Genomic DNA, 18,372 nt, shown 5'->3' with positions numbered 1-18,372 from the left:
ATGAAGAAACACGGGATATTAAACAGCCATATTTCCAAAGTGCTTACGGATTTAGGTCACACCGATACAATTGTCATCGCAGACGTTGGGCTTCCAGTTCCACCTGGTGTTCCGAAGATTGATCTCGCGATTAAACTAGGGGTTCCTAGTTTCCAAGATATCGTTGATATCATTTCAGAGGATATGGTCATCGAAAAGGTAATTGTGGCAGAAGAATTAGCTACGGACAATAAAGCTACTTCTCAATACTTAAATAATAAGTTTAAGGAAATACCCATAGAAGCGTATTCACATGAGCAATTTAAACAACTAACCCAGCAAGCTAAGGTTATTATTCGCACGGGTGAAGCTAAGCCGTATGCAAACTGCATTCTGCAAGCCGGGGTCTATTTTGGATAAGAAGGGGGTTCGAAGTGTATGCACATTACGATGAAAGATATTCATAAGTCTTTTGGCGCTAACCGAGTATTGACCGGTGTGGATTTTGAACTCAAGGACGGTGAAGTCCATGCCCTGATGGGTGAGAATGGCGCAGGTAAGTCTACACTCATGAATATTCTGATTGGTCTGCACCAACGTGACCAAGGAACGATTCGTATAGATGATCAGGAGAAATACTTTACGAATCCCAAAGAGGCAGAACAATATGGAATTGCATTTATCCATCAGGAGCTAAATGTGTGGCCGGATATGACGGTTCTGGATAATCTGTTTATTGGCAAGGAACGAACATCCAAATTCGGCCTGTTAAATAGGAAAGAGATGAAAGCGTTAGCAAATGAACAGTTTGCTAAGCTCTCTGTGACCATTCCTTTGAACCAAGAGGCGGGGGAATGTTCGGTAGGTGAAAAACAAATGATTGAGATAGCTAAAGCGCTTATGACACATGCAAAAGTTATTGTCATGGACGAGCCCACCGCTGCATTAACCGAGAGAGAAATACAGAAACTATTCGAAGTCATTGCCTCACTGAAGAAAGAAGGCGTCTCTATCGTCTATATTTCGCACCGGATGGAAGAGATTTTTACGATATGTGATCGAATCACCGTTATGCGGGACGGGAAAACCGTAGACACGAAGCCCATTCCTGAGACTAATTTTGACGATGTAGTTCGGAAGATGGTAGGTCGTGAATTAACAGATCGGTTCCCTGAGCGAACTTCTAAACCTGGAGGAGTTGTTCTTGAAGTTAAGAATGCTTCAAAGAAAGGCCAATTTAAAAATGCTAATTTCTCAGTACGAGCTGGTGAAATCATAGGATTCTCCGGATTAATGGGATCAGGACGTACAGAAATGATGAGAACCTTATTCGGATTGGAATCACTAGATCAGGGTGAAATCTGGGTGAAGGGACAGAAGGTTACCATTCGAAATCCCAATGATGCTATGCAGGCTGGAATCGGCTTCGTTACAGAGGACCGCAAAGATGAGGGGTTAGTCCTTGATTTCTCGATTCGAGATAATATGGTGCTGACGAATTTATATAGCTTTGCCCCCAAGGGCGTAATCATTGATAAGAAAGAACAAGAATTTGTGGACATGCTCATTAAGCGGCTACACATCAAAACGCAGTCCTCATCGACTTTGGTGCGAAATTTATCTGGAGGTAATCAACAAAAAGTAGTTATCGCCAAATGGATTGGTATTGGCCTCAGTGTTCTTATCCTCGATGAACCTACACGCGGTGTCGACGTAGGGGCAAAACGGGAGATCTATCAGTTAATGAACGAATTAACCGAACGTGGCGTCGCCATTATTATGGTATCCTCAGAACTCCCTGAAGTCCTAGGGATGAGTGACCGCATCGTAGTTGTTCATGAAGGGGAAATCAGTGGAGAACTTACACAACAAGAAGCTACGCAAGAAAAAATCATGACGTTAGCTACAGGGGGGCAATAGTAATGACTACTATCAAAGATGAGAGTGTAAAGAAAGGTTTCCAAATCGGGCAAATCACACAGAAATTAGGGCCATTACTAGGGCTAATCATTCTAATAATTATCGTAACCGTGTTGAACCCAAGCTTTATGGAACCTCTTAATATACTGAACTTGCTTAGACAAGTCGCAATTAATGCGCTTATCGCTTTTGGGATGACCTTTGTTATTCTAACGGGTGGCATTGATTTATCAGTAGGTTCTATTCTAGCCTTATCCAGTGCTTTCACAGCCAACTTGATGTTGTCAGGCTGGGATCCGATCTTAGCTATTATTGTGGGCTGTTTAGCGGGTGGACTGATGGGGATGGTCAACGGTCTAATGATTACGAAAGGCAGAATGGCACCCTTTATCGCTACGTTGGCGACCATGACTATTTTCCGCGGGCTAACGCTTGTATACACAGACGGTAATCCGATCACTGGTCTAGGTGACAGCATGACGTTTCAATTGTTTGGCCGTGGATATTTACTAGGAATACCTGTACCTGCTATCACGATGATTATCGTATTCGCTGTCCTGTGGATTGTACTTCATAAAACGCCATTTGGCCGTAAAACGTATGCCATTGGGGGGAATGAGAAAGCATCCATTATTTCAGGGATTAAAGTAGACCGCATCAAAATAATGATCTATTCCTTAACCGGTATGTTATCCGCATTGGCAGGGGCTATCTTGACCTCTAGATTGAACTCAGCACAACCAACAGCAGGAACATCCTATGAGTTAGATGCGATTGCGGCTGTAGTATTAGGGGGGACGAGCTTAACGGGTGGTCGTGGACGTATTGTTGGTACATTGATTGGTGCCCTTATTATCGGGATTCTGAACAATGGCTTGAACTTGCTCGGCGTATCATCATTTTACCAAATGGTAGTTAAAGGGATCGTTATTGCGATTGCTGTGCTCATAGACCGTAAGAAAGCCGTATAAGGGGGATTCGACATGAAAAAGCTCACATTAATTTTTACTTCCTTACTATTGATTCTTATGACGGGTTGTTCCTTAGAGCCTCCAGAGTGGGCTAAGCCTAGCAGCGGTGGGGGTCCGGGGAATATGAAGATTGGATTATCCATATCTACCCTGAATAATCCGTTCTTTGTATCCGTTAAAGATGGAGTTTTGGCAGAAGCTAAGAAGTTAGGCATGGAAGTTCTCGTTATCGATGCGCAGAATGATTCGGCCAAGCAAAGTAATGACATTGAAGATTTAATGCAAAAAGGTGTAAATGCGCTGTTAATCAATCCAGTTGACTCTTCAGCGATCTCGACGGTTGTTCAAACGGCGAACAGTTTAAGTATTCCAGTCATTACGTTGGACCGTTCTGCAGATAAGGGAGATATAAAAGCCCTTGTTGCCTCTGATAATGTAAAAGGTGGATCAATGGCGGCAGAATATATTGTTGAGCAGCTTGGAAAAGGTGCAAAGGTTATTGAGCTTGAGGGATCACCAGGAGCTTCAGCCACTCGTGAACGTGGGAAAGGATTCCATGAAATCGCCGACACTGAGCTTGATGTGATTGCGAAGCAAACCGCAGACTTTGACCGTACGAAAGGGTTGACTGTTATGGAGAACCTGCTCCAAGGAAACCCAGATGTACAAGCGGTCTTCGCTCATAATGATGAAATGGCTCTGGGAGCTATTGAAGCGATTCAAAGTTCAGGTAAGAATATCCCTGTCATTGGTTTTGATGGTAATGAAGATGCACTCAAATCCATAGAGGCGGGTAAACTGACAGGTACTGTTGCTCAACAGCCTGCATTAATTGGACAGTTAGCGATTCAAGCAGCGAAAGATGTGTTAGATGGCAAGACGGTTGAACAACTGATAGCCGCACCTCTTAAACTGGTTGTAAAAGAATAAATAAACGGTTATAGAAAAACACTGCATTCGCCAATTTGGTGAGTGCAGTGTTTTTGGTATAAATAAGCTTATTTTTCCTCAATTACTCTATCCGGTAACTGTGTCACATAACTATCTGACAGATGGAGAAGCTTTAAAGCACGTTCGAACTCATCCTCTGTAGTTTGTTGCGTGTGGTTACCATCCCCAGATAAGGTATAATGCTGACCGTCCTCGAAGCCACTGCCAGATAGGAAGAGCTCTTCATTATTTACGAAAGAGCCTGTTGGCAAATAATATCGCTGAGGTAGTAGGTTGTAAGTCGATTGATTTAGTAAATCTTGACCAAAATGAATATGATCCGCTAGAGATACACCCAATAAATTAGATACAGTAGGCAAAATATCCACTTGTCCGCCTAGCTGTTCTTTTACACTTGGCGTTGTAATTCCTGTCGCAGATAGGATAAATGGAATATTAATTAATTCGCGTTCTGTATATTCATGACCCAGGATCTCCTGTAGTAGGACGTGATCATCCTCTTTCAAAGAGAAGATAGGAAGTCCGCGGTGATCTCCGTACAATGCAATCAAGCTGTTATCCCAAACCCCATTTTGTTTGAGTTCGTCAATAAAAAGTCCAAGCGCATAGTCAGCATAATTCTGAGCACGAATATAATCTCCGACTAACGTTCCTTCGAACCGTTCTGGTAGGGGCATTTTGTATTTATCCTCAGGGATTGAGAATGGATTATGCGCTGACATTGAAATGACATGAGAGTAGAAAGGCTGATCATTCTGATCCATCCTTGCTAGCTCTGCAGCAGTTTTCTCATACAATACTTCATCAGATGCTCCGTAAAATACCGTGTCCTCTTCACCATAGTATTCCTTATCGTAATATCGATTAAATCCTAAGGCACTATAAAGCTCTCCACGGTTCCAAAAATCGACTTCATTCGTATGAAAGGTTGCCGTATCATAACCTTGCGCTTGAAGTAACTTAGGCAAGCTTGGAAGTTCTTTTGGTGCATACATTTGAGTGGCTGGACCATCAGGTGGAACATAGAAAGAAGTATTTACAATGAATTCGGCGTCAGAAGTATTTCCTTGTCCTACCTGCTGGTAGAAACGTGGAAAGTAGTAGCTGCTAGCCGCAAGCTTGTTCATATTCGGTGTGATTTCTACCCCGTCAATCTTAAGATTGATTAAGAAGTTCTGGAAAGATTCCATCTGCAGAATGATCAGGTTCTTTCCTTTGGCGGCTCCAAATAAAACTGGATCAGTGGAAGCTTGAATTCCTTTAGTTTCGTCAATTGCTGCTTGTGTAATCTTAGAGACGTCGATTTGCTCTTCCTCTTGATTGGCTAACAGAGAGTAAGCTTCATAATTGAGAATGCCCATCTGCTCTGCTTTTACAGTTTCGTTCATACTGGCCCGGTTAGGGAAAATATTCATTGCGCAAATGATGATGGAAATACAGAATAAGATCGCAACCGCTTTCCGGTTACTTTTACGCGACATGGCTTTTTTCCAATCAAGTGCCTTTTGTTTTCTAAACATGACCAAGCTAATGACAATGATATCTACGAAAATAAGCATATATTGCGGACGCAGAACCGAAAAAATACTTTTCTTAACAGCTCCAACTTGTTTGACTTGATCTAATACTTGCGAAGTAGCAATGATGCCAAAATGATTATGATATACAATGAGTGAGAAAAATAGTGTAGTGATCAACACATTGACCAGCATGTAAATGGCAATTTTCCGTTTTGTTGCGAACCATTCAATCAAGCAAAAGACTAGAAGCACAAAAGGGATTTCTTTAAGCCATGTGGTCCAAGTAGGCCCATCTTCGAATAAAAAATACCAAGCAAAATAACTTTTAACCAGCATAATGAGAGAGAAAAATAATAGAGATCTTTTACTAAGTGTACGAGGTTCTTTAAACGGCATCTCTTATGCCCATCCTTTTCTTTTAGATTAGTTCATTCTATTACATTGAAGTGTTTAAAATCAACTAGATTGGGGTATGTGAGAGACTTATTTTCCTTAATATTACATTTGGGTGAATGAAACCGTACATATTATATAAAAATTATTTTTATGCGAAATGAACTTTTTAAGGTACTCCTAACTCTTATAAAGGAGAGAGGTGAAGGTATGGATGTTGCACGTTGGGTGAAAAAAGCCAAAAAGGGGAATAAAGAAGCGTTGCTCCACTTAATAATGTCTGAAAAAGACGTTTATTATAGGCTAGCGTTCAGCTATATGAGGAATACACATGATGCCATGGATGCCATGGAAGAAATGATCGTCACACTGTACGAAAAGATCGATCAACTAAAGAAAGAAGAAGCTTTTTATAGCTGGAGTAAGACGATTTTGGTGAATGTGTGTAAACAACTACTTCATAAGCGCGGGAAACAGGTGCTTTTAGAGGATTGGAGTACCGTTGACGATAGGGATTTAGACCAAGCTGTGAGTAGTGATCCATTTCGCAGAAGTGAGCAGCAAATGGATATTGAGACCTTGTTGCTACAAGTAAATGAGCATCAAAGAGAAGCGATTCAATTAAAGTATTTTCATGATCTCGATTATCAAACGATAGCTGACCTTACAAAGGTCTCGATAGGAACTGTTAAATCAAGAATTTACCATGGAATACAAACGCTCAGAAATCATTTCGGAGGTGATGTTAATGAATAACATCGAGCAACGATTAGCTGATGAGAAGACGCGCATAGCGTCCATTACCGCACCTGAAGAATTAGAAATGAGATTAAGAAAGGCATTGAATTCGGCTCCCGCAAAAAGAACGAAAAGAATAGCGCCGATTTGGAAGGTCGCGGCGGTTGTTGTATTAGTGACAGTGATTTCTGGACAGAACTACAATGCTTTTGCTTATTATGGGAAGCAGCTTTTTGGTTTTGATGAATTGCTTCAAGGCACAACGTTACAACAGCTAAATGAAAAAGGGATGGGGCAAAACATCAACAAAAAGACAATGTTAGTAGATGGGACGGAGCTTACCATTAACGGAATTATGGCGGACGCCAATCAATTCATTATGTATTACACGTTAACTAACCCAAATGGATTAGAGGATATGTCAGTTGACGCTTTTAGACCTTCTAAGATAAGTGGTTTTTTAACTGATTCTAACGTAGTAAGTGGGACCTCATTAATCAATGAAGAACATACGGAGATTAAAGGAACGATGTCGTTTGACAGCGTAAATCCATTTTCGAAAAAATTAACACTACACTTTTGGCAGCAGCTAGAAGTGAACGGTCAGATGAGCGAAGGGACTGTTACGTTTCCTTATAACCCGAACGAGGCCATGCAAGCTCAGATTAAACAATCGATCAACAAGAAGGTTAAAGTGGACAAAGGTACGATTACGTTTAAATCGATAACAGCTACACCAACGATGACTGTAATTAAAGGGAAGCTGGATGTCGAGAATTTTGATCGGGTGAATTTAGCATTACATGGGATACAATTAATTGTGAATGGAGCGCCTGTAGAGATCTTGGGGAGTGGCAGTCAATCATCTTTAGGTGGAAGAAACTTTGATATTCGCTTCGATACGTTGCCGAAAGAGCTGCATTCCATGCAGATAATCGTTAAAGATTTTGCTGGATATCAGAAGCTGGACGAAAAGTATGTCCTCCAGACTTCCATAAGTGACAAGCCATTAAAGCTGGGTGATAAAGAACTATGGTTAAAGGATGTATCCAAAACCTCTCAAGGCATTGAAATAACGATTGCTTCTGATGAGGATGTAATGCTGGACGGAGTATCTATAGAAACGAACAACGAGAGTACGCCTTTAAAAACAACAATCAATCGAAAAGAGATCAAGCAAGCGGACGGTAAACTAATGAAAGAACGAACTTTATTATTTGATACACAAACGGAGCCTGAATCACTTCTTATAGAAGGAATGCACTACTTAAAGGCATACAATAAAGAGATTAAGATACCTGTAAAGTGAAAAGAAGTACGATATCCATTTTTTATAACATATGGTAATCTATATGGACGTGAGAAAAGGAGGGGCACATGGATAATACAGGAGTTTATGAGGTGAGTCGTCCTTCTTTAATGTCACTTCTGCTATCAATGATTATTTCAAGTGGCTTACTATTGACAAGCGTCATAAAAAATTCGAACGGTAAAGTACTTTCGTATATCGGATATTTTTGGGTAATCTTTTGTCTGATAGTTGTAATCGTATTGCTCTATAGGATCATTACGATTAGAAGGTTTATTGAAATCAAGATTCTTCCGGACTCGATAATAGTTGGAAATAAAGAAATTGAAGCAAAGCGAATTGAGAATATTTATGTAAAGGGCTATTTCAAGCCGGTAATAGGGATTAAACCTGTTGATCATAAATTTGCTCCCTATAGATTATGTTTTAGTTTTCTTGAACAGGAATACAGGGGAATGAAAGAACTAACCAAATGGGCTGAACGTAATCAAGTTAAACTGTCTCCCAAAAGATTTATGAGATGGCTCTAAGGGGCTTTGGCAATACAAGGGGTGTTCCAAGAGCCTTGAAATGGCTGATGGGGCGCCCCGTATTTTTTTCTCCAAGCACCAAGATGTAATATCCATTTTTTATAACATATGGTAATCTATATGGACGTGAGAAAAGGAGGGGCACATGGATCATATAGGGGTTTATAGAGTAAGGCGTCCGTCGTTAATACCACTGCTGATAAGCATCAGTGTGCTATTGGGTATTCAGTTATTTCAAATTTATAACCTGAACCATCGCTATACAGCTAGCGACGATTTAGTGCTTTCTTGTTTACTTTATGGTCAGGCTATTTTTTGTCTGATAGTCGAAATCGTGTTAGTCTACAGAATATTTACCATCAGAAGGGTTGTTGAAATTCAGATTCAACCGGAATCTATATTAATAGAAGATCTAAGAATAGAAGCAGATCGGATTAATGATATTTATATAAAAGGATATTTTAGTCCTGTAGTTGGGATTAGACCTAAAGTGAATAAATTTGTTCCTTATAAATTATGTTTTAATTTTCTGTCACAAAAAGATGAAGATGAAGTGATGAAACAGTTAAAAGCTTGGGCCGAACGAAATCAGATCAATGTGTCTCATAAGAGTTTTTCGAGATGGTTATAATCTCTTCTAATCTAATAGGTGAAATGAAAGACACTGACTCCTTGTTGGTGTCTTTTTATGTTTAATCGACACGTCATATGACATGTAACAAAGCTAATTGGTGACAGAACGTTTCTAGCTGGAATGACATTCCCTTTGTGATACTCATAACAGGTTAACCATTCACAAATAACATTTTAGAGGAGAATACATTATGAAGAAAAAGACACGCAAGCTCAGCGTCATCGCACTATTATTATCAACAGCAGTATTTACAGCATGTTCAGTACCAGTCTCCAACAACGCAACAAGTTCGAAAGGATCTTTTAATGGAAAAGAAATCGAAGCTTTCGTAGACCCTATATTTGCTCAAAAAATGAAAGAATACAACGTGAACGGATCCAATTTTGTAGTGGTTAAAGACGGAAAGGTGCTCGTGAATAAAGGGTACGGATATGCGGACAAAGAAAAGAAAATTCTTGTCGATAAGAATACCGTCTTTCAGATCGCATCCGTGTCGAAGACATTTACTGCTTTAGCAGCTTTGCAGCTAGTGGAACAAGGAAAGATGGATCTTGATCACGATATCAATGCGTATCTTGGAGGAATGAAAGTACCTAATGATACGGAAACTCCGTTAACCTTAAGAAGTATGTTGTCATACACTACGGGCTTTGATTACCCGGATAAAGCTAACTTTGTTGCACCGGAATATGTAGATCAAGACATCCCCATGAAAAAGTTTATGACGGAGCATATGCCGACGGTCGTTCGGACGCCTGGTGAAGCGTATACCTATGATAATTTTGCCTTTTTACTTACGGGCTATGCGATTGAGAACGTAAGTGGTACCCCGTTTTATAAGTATATGGAGAACCATGTGTTCAAACCGTTAGGAATGAATTCTACTAGTGCACGTTTTACCCCAGAACTATTAAATAGAATGGCCACACATTATGGTCCAGATGGCAAACCACATCCAACATATGGGCATGCTCCTACTGATGGGCCACAGGGCAGCATCCTTTCAACTGGTGAAGATATGGCTAAGTATTTAACTCTTTTTCAACAACAAGGTAATGTGTATGGAAAGCAAATCATTAGTAAAGAAACCACAAAGATGATGCAAACGTACTCCGTTTTTGCGAATGAATTGCTTCCGATGACAACGATTGGTGGATTTGAAGGGTATCGTAATGATCTGATGAATGGTCATCATGTGGTTCTCAAAGGTGGAAATATGCCTGGTCATCAATCCCTAATCGTATTATTACCAGAGGAGAATACCGCTTTCTACATGTCCTATAACAATGACACGATGATGAGTTTAGATATCTATGAATCCTTGATGGATCACTATTTTCCTGAAAAGAAAGCTCCAGAGACACCAACGTATCTCCCATTGGATGCATCTGATGCCGCTAAATATACTGGAACTTATTTAAATACGAGATTCTATTTCTTGAAATCGAACTTCACCTATGCTGATGGTAATCTGATTATGGAAACTGGAACTAGCGGTACACATACGTTACGAATGATTAATCCGTTATTGTTCGAAGATGAATTAGGTAACAAATTGGCCTTTAAAAAAGATCATAAAGATCAGATCGAATACTTTTATTATACGAATCCTAATAGCCCAGATTTTGTTTCAGATGCTCGTAAGGTTCACACGAAGCCAGCATTTGCTGATGTATCTGAGGACAACGCTTATAAATCTTACATCTACAACCTGTATTCGCTTGATGTGATAAGTGCTAAATCTGGCAACCATTTCGAACCACAGGGAACCATGACACAAGGTGAGTTTATGGATGCTTTAATTCTTGCTCATGGATGGTACGGGTTTCCTCATTTAATTGAGGGGAATAAAGAATTAACGAAAAAAGGTATTCCTAGTATTGATCGTAATGCTGTCATCACAAGACAAGAAGCGGCCGTTATGATCCAAAATCTAAAACAAACTAAGCAAGCTTCAGAAATTACGCTTAAAGGTGATACAGACTCATGGGCCACTAATTCGATCATAGCATTAGTGTCACAAGGCATTGTAGATCCTGATACAAAAGTGAATGATGATGGGTCTGTCAATTTCCGATCGAAACAGCCTTTACTTCGTCAAGAAGCGAGTGCATTACTTGATCTTGCTTTTGGATACTATACGTTGCCAATCAAACACTAAAAATTGGACACCTCAAAGAGACTCTTTGAGGTTGTTTTTTTAATGATAGGTTTAAGAGCTAAATGAAATTATCGGTAGTATAAGGTTGTTTTAAATGCTAAAATTACCCAAAAGTATACTCTATACAGCAAGGAGGTATTTTTTTGGATTACAAAGGGTCATCGGTGTATGACAATGCGGATTTTTTCTATAACTATTTATTGAGAAGAAACAGAGCGGATAGCCCAAATAACATTATTGAAAAGCCGGTTATATATGATCTAATGGGCGATGTATTTGGGAAAAAGGTGCTCGATTTAGGATGCGGGGATGCTAAGTTCGGATATGAGTTGCTTGAGCAGGGATGTAACTTTTACGAAGGTGTGGAAGGTTCAAGTAATATGGCGAAAGCGGCAAAAGAATTGTTAAATACATCTAAAAGTGAGATTCATCATGCTACTATGGAGAGTTGGAATTACCCAAAAGAGAAATATGATTTGGTAATCTCTCGGTTAGCTATTCATTATTTACAAGACCTAGAACCAATCTTTGATAGTATCCGTAGTGCGCTTATCCCTAATGGTCAGTTTATTTTTAGTGTACAGCATCCGGTTCTAACATCATCCATGAAAAGTGCAACAACTTCAGAAAGAAAGTCGGACTGGATCGTCGATAATTATTTTGAAATGGGTAAGAGAATGGAGCCTTGGATTGGAGAAAGTGTAGTTAAGTACCATAGAACTTTTGAAGAGTATTTTCAGTCACTGAAAAATGTAGGATTTAAAATAGAGGATATTAGAGAATGTACACCAAATCCTCAGTTTTTTGATAGTGAAGGCGAGTATATGAGAAGGATGAGAATCCCACTTTTTCTCGTGTTTAAATGTATAAAATAGTTTGTTAAAGTAACGCTAGTCTAATGAGCATATGAATGAAAAGAATTGCAATGAGGAGGTCTACGATGAAACGAATGCCATATATACGCCCCACTGAGCATTATGATCAACAAATTATTGAGATCGATGAGCAGATTTGTGCATTGATAAAACAACGTAAAGAATGCTCAGATAATAATCCAGGATTCCCACCATTTGAGTATATTTCTGATTGGGCGGGCAAGTTTGAACTTTACGAGGATTTTTTGAAATCGGTATTTGGGACATTATTTAATGAAGAACATTTTAAGCCGATGGTTGAGCCAACTGATTTTAGAAAACATGTTGCTGTTCTACAATCTATTGAGGCAGATGAGTTCTTCTATACACTGACCTCTATACGACAATACAGTAATGCAAGTGTTATCACGCTTAGTATGGATTGGGATATTACCTCTGAATTATATGCTAATAAACCTAACCACTTTGAGTTATATATAGATAAATCGTATGATTGTCGAATGACGAATGGTGGAAGTTCATCAGGACATGCAGCCTATAACTACGTAGTATCTCCACCTCTCCCAGATGATATCTCCGGTATTACATTAGTGTTTAAGGAATTTAGTGTACCCATAAAGAAGGATGGGACAGGCACTGAGATTGTTTTTAAGCTAGAGTAACTATACAAGGGATTTTTAACAATAGAATTAAGCAGGAAGAGGTACGTATTAATGAATCAAATGATATGGCTGACCGGGTTATCGGGTTCAGGTAAATCAACACTTGCTGAGGAACTGAAAAAGCACATTGAGAACTGCTACATTCTGGACGGTGATACATTGAGGAAAGGAATTAATCAGGATTTACAATTTAGCGAAGAGGATCGATTGGAAGTCGGCAGGAGAATTGGTGAGATTGGAAAAATTCTGCTTGATGCGAACCTGAATGTGATTGTTGCTTCAATCTCTCCTTACCGCTCCACACGTGAAAAGGTCCGTTCTCTCATTGGGGATTCCTACAAGGAAGTCTATGTGCAATGCCCTCTGGAAGTATGTGAGGAGAGAGATCCGAAAGGTCTATATAAACAAGCAAGAGCCGGACAAATCAAGCATTTTACAGGTATTGACTCTCCATATGAAGAGCCTATTTGCCCGGATGTGATCGTAGAGACGGATAAGTATTCCATAGATGAATGCGTATTGAAAATCCTTCAATGCCAATCAGCTATGAAAATTAGAGCGGATGCCTATCCTCCTAATTAATGAATGGAGGTGCTAGAGTTGAACTCATTGAATAATAAAATAGCAATCGTTACTGGAGCAAGCAGATCCACAGGGATCGGTACAGCCATATGCCGTTCACTTGCAAGCCAGGGGGTGGATATTTTCTTTACGCATTGGCATCCCTTTGATGAGACAGAAGGGAATGGTGGAGAAAAAGAATGGCCGGAGCAACTTTGTGCAGAACTGAAAAGCTTGGGAGTCAGGGCGAGTCACATGGAAGCAGATTTTGCCAATCCTGAAATCTCGATAAAGATTATGGATCAGGTGGAAGAGTCATTAGGAAAGGCTTCGATTTTGATTAATAATGCGGCTTACTGTGTGCCGACGAATTATCAGAACCTGAATATCACTTCATTAGATCAACATTATGTAGTGAACAATCGAGGCACGGTTTTACTCAGTACTGAATTTGCCAGAAGATTCGAAAAGAATCATTCAAAGGGGACTCCAGGTAGGATTATTTTTATGGTTTCTAAAGGGCCTGACCCTGATAACCTAGCTTATATAATGACGAAGGGTGCACTAATCGGATTAATTGAACCTCTTTCTGTTGGTTTAGCTCCGCTACATATCACAGTCAATGGTTTTGATCCGGGTCCTACGGATTCCGGCTGGATAACAGATGAGATGAAAACTCACTTTTTGCCTATGTTTCCAATTGGAAGAATCGGCTTGCCAGAAGATGCAGCTAGAGGCATTAGTTTCTTAGCGAGTGATGATTCGCAGTGGATCACGGGGCAAGTGATAAAATCTGAAGGTGGATTTCTAGGAAAATAAAAAGACATAAGTACTTCATCCTGGCTACCGATTGAACGGTAGCCTTTTTTAGCTAGTGGGCAGACTATCGCTACAAAACATGGGAATTGATGATATAATATCCAAACTCAATAATTTAGATATGAAGGGAGAAGCCCAGTATGATTACTCTCAGAAAGATTACACTAGAAAACCGACGTGCCATTTTTAACCTGGAAGTTTCAGATGATCAACGTCGCTTCGTTGCGTCCAATTTATCAAGTATGGCTTCGTGTTATGTCCTTGTAACCAATGGTGGTCATCCAATTCCGTTTGCGATTTACGCGGATGAAGAGCCGGTTGGTTTTGTGATGTTGACTTATGGAATCACTGGATATGAAGTTCCATCATTCGTGAACGATAGCTATTGTATCCTGCGACTAATGATTGATAAACGATACCAGAATCAGGGATACGGTCGAGAAGCCATGAGAAGAATTTTGGAATTTATCCGCACCTTACCAGCAGGTCCCGCACAATATTGCTGGATTTCTTATAAGGCTGATAACTTGCCCGCTAAAAGACTTTATGAAAGCTTCGGCTTCCGTGACAGCGGCGAAATTATTGAAGGCGAGCAAACGACCCTATTGCGACTTTGATTTGCTTTCCACTTGGAGATGTCGAACCGTTTCGTGAAATCATCGTTACTTTGAAGCAGTATCAAATCACAATTCACGTTCGGAGATGGAACAGGCATTGATGTCTGAAAGCAATGAGAGAAACCGCTACTCGAAAATGCTAGTAACGGTTTATACTAATTAGCTATATTCCAACAGTTCAATTACATTGCCAAACGGATCTTCAATGGCGTTATAGATGCCTGGAGGACACTCGCGAGGTTCATCGTATAGCACTTTGATACCAAGCAGCTTATATTGCTGAATAGAAGCGACTAGGTCCTCGACTTGGAGTCCAATTACAACTTGTGATTCTCTTGGATACTGAACTTGAGTATTGAGCTCCACTTGACAGAGTACAATCGGGATAGGTTCGTGCTTCAAGCTAACAAGGCAATCATCATATTGGGTGGAGATTTCGAATCCTAATTTATTACAATAGAAATCAATGGCAGCAGTCATATCTGCTATGTTAATAGAAATAACACTGATATTAGGCATATAATTATTCCTCCAATAGGTTAGAATACGTGCACAAATAAGGGATAGGATCATTTATTGACAGCACAATATTCCTTGACCTGCCTCTAACTTGTTCTTAAGACTTGAAAGCATCTGTGCCCAAGCCTGCTCATGCCAGCTTCTAGCGTTTTGTGACGGTTCAGATTCTGTCCATCCCGAATGACATATCGTAACAAGTGTACCATCGGAAAGAGCTTTCAATTTCATCTCAATCTGTGTTAGATTTGCGGGCTTATTCATGACTTCAGAGAACGGATCAGGACCTTTCCATTCAAAGACGAGTGTATGAGGTGCTTCTATCCGAAGTATTTTACAGCCAGCGGTACTCATCGATTGCTTGTTGCTAGGATCGAAGTAAAGTTCGTATTTCCCGCCTTCCTTCAATTCGACTAATGCTTCTGGTGCAAACCATTCCGATAGACGATCCGCTTCAGTCCATGCCTTCCATACCAAATCTAGATTACTGTTTACGACGATTTGTGATACTAGACTCATCTGGTCACCTCTTATCAGGAAGATTTCTGTCAATTTGATTAAGTATATGTGATTAATCAGCTTGTAAAGTCTTCTAGTTTGCTCGCTTTCGGCTAAATTTCTCAAACAATAACAGCGGCAAATTAACGACGATTGGTGGATCATACGGGAGCGGATCTCTTAATAGGATTTGTACGTGTAACTTCGTTGTAATAGTCACTTCAACAGGTTCATCAAATTTTCCTCGCAAACAAGTATCTAACTTAAAATAGTCAACAGGATTACGACTCCATGGAATACCTGCTGCAAGTATGTAATACGTACCAGGTGAGATATCAGTAAATATGCATTCGCGATTGCGCATATTGAGCGCAGTACCGACGATGGGTTTCTGATCGGGAATGGGGCGTGGAAATAAACCTATAAATAATAGACCGCGAAAATCCGGTGGTGTCTCTAGCTGACAGTGAATGCACATTTGTGGTGAGGATGGCAATATATCAGATGATAAGGGTGTGTGTTCATATTGATTCATATGGGAGAATAATTCAGATGAAGTGGCTGCAAACTTCTTAGGTGATAGGCCGACGAATTGCTTGAACCGATGATGGAAGGAGCCGGCACTTCGGAAGCCTATCGAGAGCATAATCTTCGTTAGCAACGAAGGTTGTTTCAGCAGCGCTTGTTTACCAGATTCTATCCGCAAGGCGGACAAGTATTGGCGTGGTGAAATTCCTGTTGCCTTCTTAAATATTCTAGTGAAGTGATAGGCGCTATAACCGACTAGATGAGCGAGTTGCTCTGAGGTTACTTCTTCATCAAGATGCTCCTTCATGTATTGAATAGCTAGCTCCGTCGCGTGGATATAGCTATGATGTGGTAGATGAGTAGGCTTTACGTTAACCATCTCCTTCATTATCATAGGGGGTTCATAGTGTGATATCAAAAAAAACCTATATATGTAGTATTTTAGGTTTTATTTGAACGCCGCACAATGCTTAGTTGAAAATATGTAATAAGGAAAGCTCGAGGTGTGATATGGACAGAATAGCGAATATAAGAACTGAAGAGAAGAGATATCATGACTTGTGTTACGATAGTTATAATTTGTTCGAGCCAGGTTCCTGGCTACATAGACCCGTAAAGACGGTAATCGATCTATTAGAAGAATACAGAGATCAAGAATACTTAAGTGTATTAGATTTAGGAGCTGGGATTGGTAGAAATAGTATCGCCATAGCGGAATTCATGAAAAATAGAAATGGGAAGATAGTTTGTGTTGATTTATTGGAGTCGGCCATAGAAAAATTGGAAGGTTATAGTCGAAAATTTGGAGTTGAACCATTTATTGTAACAAGACTATCTGACATTGAATATTTCATTATCGATCAAGAGGAATATGACATTATCTTAGCTGTATCTGCCTTGGAACATATAAGTTCGGAAAAAGCTCTGGAAAGTAAGCTTAACGAAATGATTATTGGAACTAAAAGAAATGGAATCAATTGCATTATTATCGGATCGAACATACAAGAGGTAAACCTTGAAAATGGACAAGAACTAGACCCGATATTCGAAGTGAATATATCTACAGAAAGAATGATGGATTTATTAGTTCAGCAGTACACTGGATGGGAAGTTAAACAACGATTTGTAAAATTATTAGAATATCAAATTGATAGAAATGGACAGCCCGTAAAACTGACAACAGATTGTATAACCTTTGTTGCTAAAAAAATATAATAAACACTAGGAGATTGTTATGCCTTTCACTTTTGCTCATCCTATTTTTGCACTTCCTTTTAAAAATGTGAAACCAAAATACTTTAGTTCTACCGGCTTGATTCTGGGAAGTATGTCACCTGATTTTGAATATTTTATTATGCTTGAGCCCCATCAAAGTATAGGGCATTCTATAAAAGGATTATTAGTACAGGCAATTCCCCTATGTGTGATTATTGCACTAATTTTCCATTTTTTAGTTAAGGAGATATTAATATTGCATCTTCCTTCGAACTATAATATAGATCAACGAGCGTACAATACCTTGAGCAAGTGGAGATTGACCTCTAAGGGCTGGATAGTGTTCATCATATCTGTGATTATTGGTTTCTTTACTCACGTGTTCATCGATGGTTTTACACATTTCAATGGTTACTTTGTAGGTCAATTTCCCCCATTAAGGGATATAGTGATTTATAATTTCACTTTTTATAAAATATTGCAGCATTCGTTTTCCATATTCGGATTACTCATGGTAACTTGGATCATAGTTAGGTCGTTGTATCGCCATCGTGAAACGGTAACCATGATACCAACAGTAACAACAATACAAAAAAGTATTTTCTGGACATCAGTAGTTGTTGTAGCGATAGCAGTAACCAGTATGAAGTTACTTTTTAGTTCGAGCAAGAATATAATTGGTATTCTTGTGGTTTCGCCTATTACAGGTGGATGTTTAGGAATATTGCTTGTATCGATCATAATAAGAGGTTTACAAAAGACAAAATAATCATAATTCGATTCGTTAAATAAATTACGAGTAAGAAAATCATCGCATCATTAAAGCATCCATTGAATGTTTTTTGCAATAAAAGAATTTGTGAAATTTTGAGACTGCGGAGAAATGTGAAATAAATACAATGGATGGTCCTATATTCAACTGCTGGCCATGGGGAGCCCTGTTTTTTATTAAGTACACGCCTCTTTTGGGATGTA

The 18,372-nt window shown here is 39.5% G+C and carries 20 protein-coding genes; 16 read left to right on the top strand and 4 right to left on the bottom strand.

All coding sequences use genetic code 11. The features are described 5' to 3' along the window. The 4 genes from rbsD to rbsB are packed head-to-tail and all read left to right on the top strand — an operon-like array spanning window position 1 to window position 3,800. A complete protein-coding gene (gene rbsD / locus R50345_RS19270) occupies window positions 1–399 on the top strand; it encodes a D-ribose pyranase (protein WP_042129253.1) in 399 nt (132 codons plus the stop codon). 18 nt (window positions 400–417) lie between these two features. Next, window positions 418–1,899, top strand: coding sequence for a sugar ABC transporter ATP-binding protein (locus R50345_RS19265; RefSeq protein ID WP_042129251.1), 1,482 nt, complete (start codon window positions 418–420; stop codon window positions 1,897–1,899). A gap of 2 nt (window positions 1,900–1,901) precedes the next feature. Then, window positions 1,902–2,870, top strand: a complete 969-nt coding sequence (locus tag R50345_RS19260; RefSeq protein WP_042129249.1) for an ABC transporter permease subunit — start codon at window positions 1,902–1,904, stop codon at window positions 2,868–2,870. 12 nt (window positions 2,871–2,882) lie between these two features. Continuing rightward, window positions 2,883–3,800 (top strand): ribose ABC transporter substrate-binding protein RbsB, encoded by a 918-nt coding sequence (gene rbsB, locus R50345_RS19255; protein WP_042129247.1) that lies wholly within the window; start codon window positions 2,883–2,885, stop codon window positions 3,798–3,800. A gap of 68 nt (window positions 3,801–3,868) precedes the next feature. Here the strand turns inward: rbsB and R50345_RS19250 are convergent, their stop codons facing one another. Then, window positions 3,869–5,677 (bottom strand): LTA synthase family protein, encoded by a 1,809-nt coding sequence (locus R50345_RS19250; RefSeq protein ID WP_231573827.1) that lies wholly within the window; start codon window positions 5,675–5,677, stop codon window positions 3,869–3,871. Window positions 5,678–5,944: 267 nt separating this feature from the next. On the opposite strand from R50345_RS19250, the gene R50345_RS19245 reads away from it, so the two are divergent. From R50345_RS19245 to R50345_RS19200, 10 genes are all read left to right on the top strand, one after another. Beyond that, window positions 5,945–6,490 (top strand): sigma-70 family RNA polymerase sigma factor, encoded by a 546-nt coding sequence (locus tag R50345_RS19245; protein ID WP_042129243.1) that lies wholly within the window; start codon window positions 5,945–5,947, stop codon window positions 6,488–6,490. Then, window positions 6,483–7,781: a DUF4179 domain-containing protein gene (locus tag R50345_RS19240; protein WP_042129241.1), complete on the top strand. Its 1,299-nt coding sequence runs from the start codon at window positions 6,483–6,485 to the stop codon at window positions 7,779–7,781. The genes R50345_RS19245 and R50345_RS19240 overlap by 8 nt, the downstream gene beginning before the upstream one ends. Before the next feature lie 68 nt (window positions 7,782–7,849). Further along, window positions 7,850–8,311, top strand: coding sequence for a hypothetical protein (locus R50345_RS19235; protein WP_042129239.1), 462 nt, complete (start codon window positions 7,850–7,852; stop codon window positions 8,309–8,311). 145 nt (window positions 8,312–8,456) lie between these two features. Next, window positions 8,457–8,942: a hypothetical protein gene (locus R50345_RS19230; RefSeq protein WP_042129237.1), complete on the top strand. Its 486-nt coding sequence runs from the start codon at window positions 8,457–8,459 to the stop codon at window positions 8,940–8,942. 193 nt (window positions 8,943–9,135) lie between these two features. Further along, entirely contained in the window at window positions 9,136–11,106 is a 1,971-nt protein-coding gene (locus tag R50345_RS19225) for a serine hydrolase domain-containing protein (RefSeq protein WP_042129235.1), read from the top strand. 143 nt (window positions 11,107–11,249) lie between these two features. Next, entirely contained in the window at window positions 11,250–11,981 is a 732-nt protein-coding gene (locus R50345_RS19220) for a class I SAM-dependent DNA methyltransferase (protein WP_042129233.1), read from the top strand. Window positions 11,982–12,046: 65 nt separating this feature from the next. Then, entirely contained in the window at window positions 12,047–12,643 is a 597-nt protein-coding gene (locus R50345_RS19215) for a chorismate mutase (protein ID WP_042129231.1), read from the top strand. Between the two features lie 51 nt (window positions 12,644–12,694). Then, a complete protein-coding gene (cysC, locus tag R50345_RS19210) occupies window positions 12,695–13,225 on the top strand; it encodes an adenylyl-sulfate kinase (RefSeq protein ID WP_081954132.1) in 531 nt (176 codons plus the stop codon). Between the two features lie 18 nt (window positions 13,226–13,243). Beyond that, window positions 13,244–14,023, top strand: a complete 780-nt coding sequence (locus tag R50345_RS19205; protein WP_156114831.1) for an SDR family oxidoreductase — start codon at window positions 13,244–13,246, stop codon at window positions 14,021–14,023. A 140-nt stretch (window positions 14,024–14,163) separates the two neighbouring features. Next, window positions 14,164–14,640, top strand: a complete 477-nt coding sequence (locus R50345_RS19200) for a GNAT family N-acetyltransferase (RefSeq protein WP_042129225.1) — start codon at window positions 14,164–14,166, stop codon at window positions 14,638–14,640. A 159-nt stretch (window positions 14,641–14,799) separates the two neighbouring features. Here R50345_RS19200 and R50345_RS19195 read toward each other — a convergent pair whose 3' ends face one another. From R50345_RS19195 to R50345_RS19185, 3 genes are all read right to left on the bottom strand, one after another. After that, window positions 14,800–15,159 carry a VOC family protein gene (locus tag R50345_RS19195; protein WP_042129223.1) on the bottom strand — a complete coding sequence of 120 codons (360 nt, stop codon included), beginning with the start codon at window positions 15,157–15,159 and terminating at the stop codon, window positions 14,800–14,802. Between the two features lie 54 nt (window positions 15,160–15,213). Next, entirely contained in the window at window positions 15,214–15,675 is a 462-nt protein-coding gene (locus tag R50345_RS19190; RefSeq protein ID WP_042129221.1) for an SRPBCC family protein, read from the bottom strand. 73 nt (window positions 15,676–15,748) lie between these two features. Then, window positions 15,749–16,570 carry an AraC family transcriptional regulator gene (locus tag R50345_RS19185; RefSeq protein WP_331281339.1) on the bottom strand — a complete coding sequence of 274 codons (822 nt, stop codon included), beginning with the start codon at window positions 16,568–16,570 and terminating at the stop codon, window positions 15,749–15,751. 122 nt (window positions 16,571–16,692) lie between these two features. Between R50345_RS19185 and R50345_RS19180 the strand changes: the two genes are divergently transcribed. After that, window positions 16,693–17,397: a class I SAM-dependent methyltransferase gene (locus tag R50345_RS19180; protein ID WP_042129219.1), complete on the top strand. Its 705-nt coding sequence runs from the start codon at window positions 16,693–16,695 to the stop codon at window positions 17,395–17,397. Window positions 17,398–17,416: 19 nt separating this feature from the next. Then, window positions 17,417–18,166: a DUF4184 family protein gene (locus R50345_RS19175; RefSeq protein ID WP_042129217.1), complete on the top strand. Its 750-nt coding sequence runs from the start codon at window positions 17,417–17,419 to the stop codon at window positions 18,164–18,166. Window positions 18,167–18,372: the final 206 nt, after the last annotated feature.

The organism is Paenibacillus sp. FSL R5-0345, assembly GCF_000758585.1.
Classification (GTDB): domain Bacteria; phylum Bacillota; class Bacilli; order Paenibacillales; family Paenibacillaceae; genus Paenibacillus_AQ.
The sequence above is the reverse complement of the archived record's forward strand: the minus strand, read 5'-3'. Positions and strand labels throughout refer to the sequence as shown.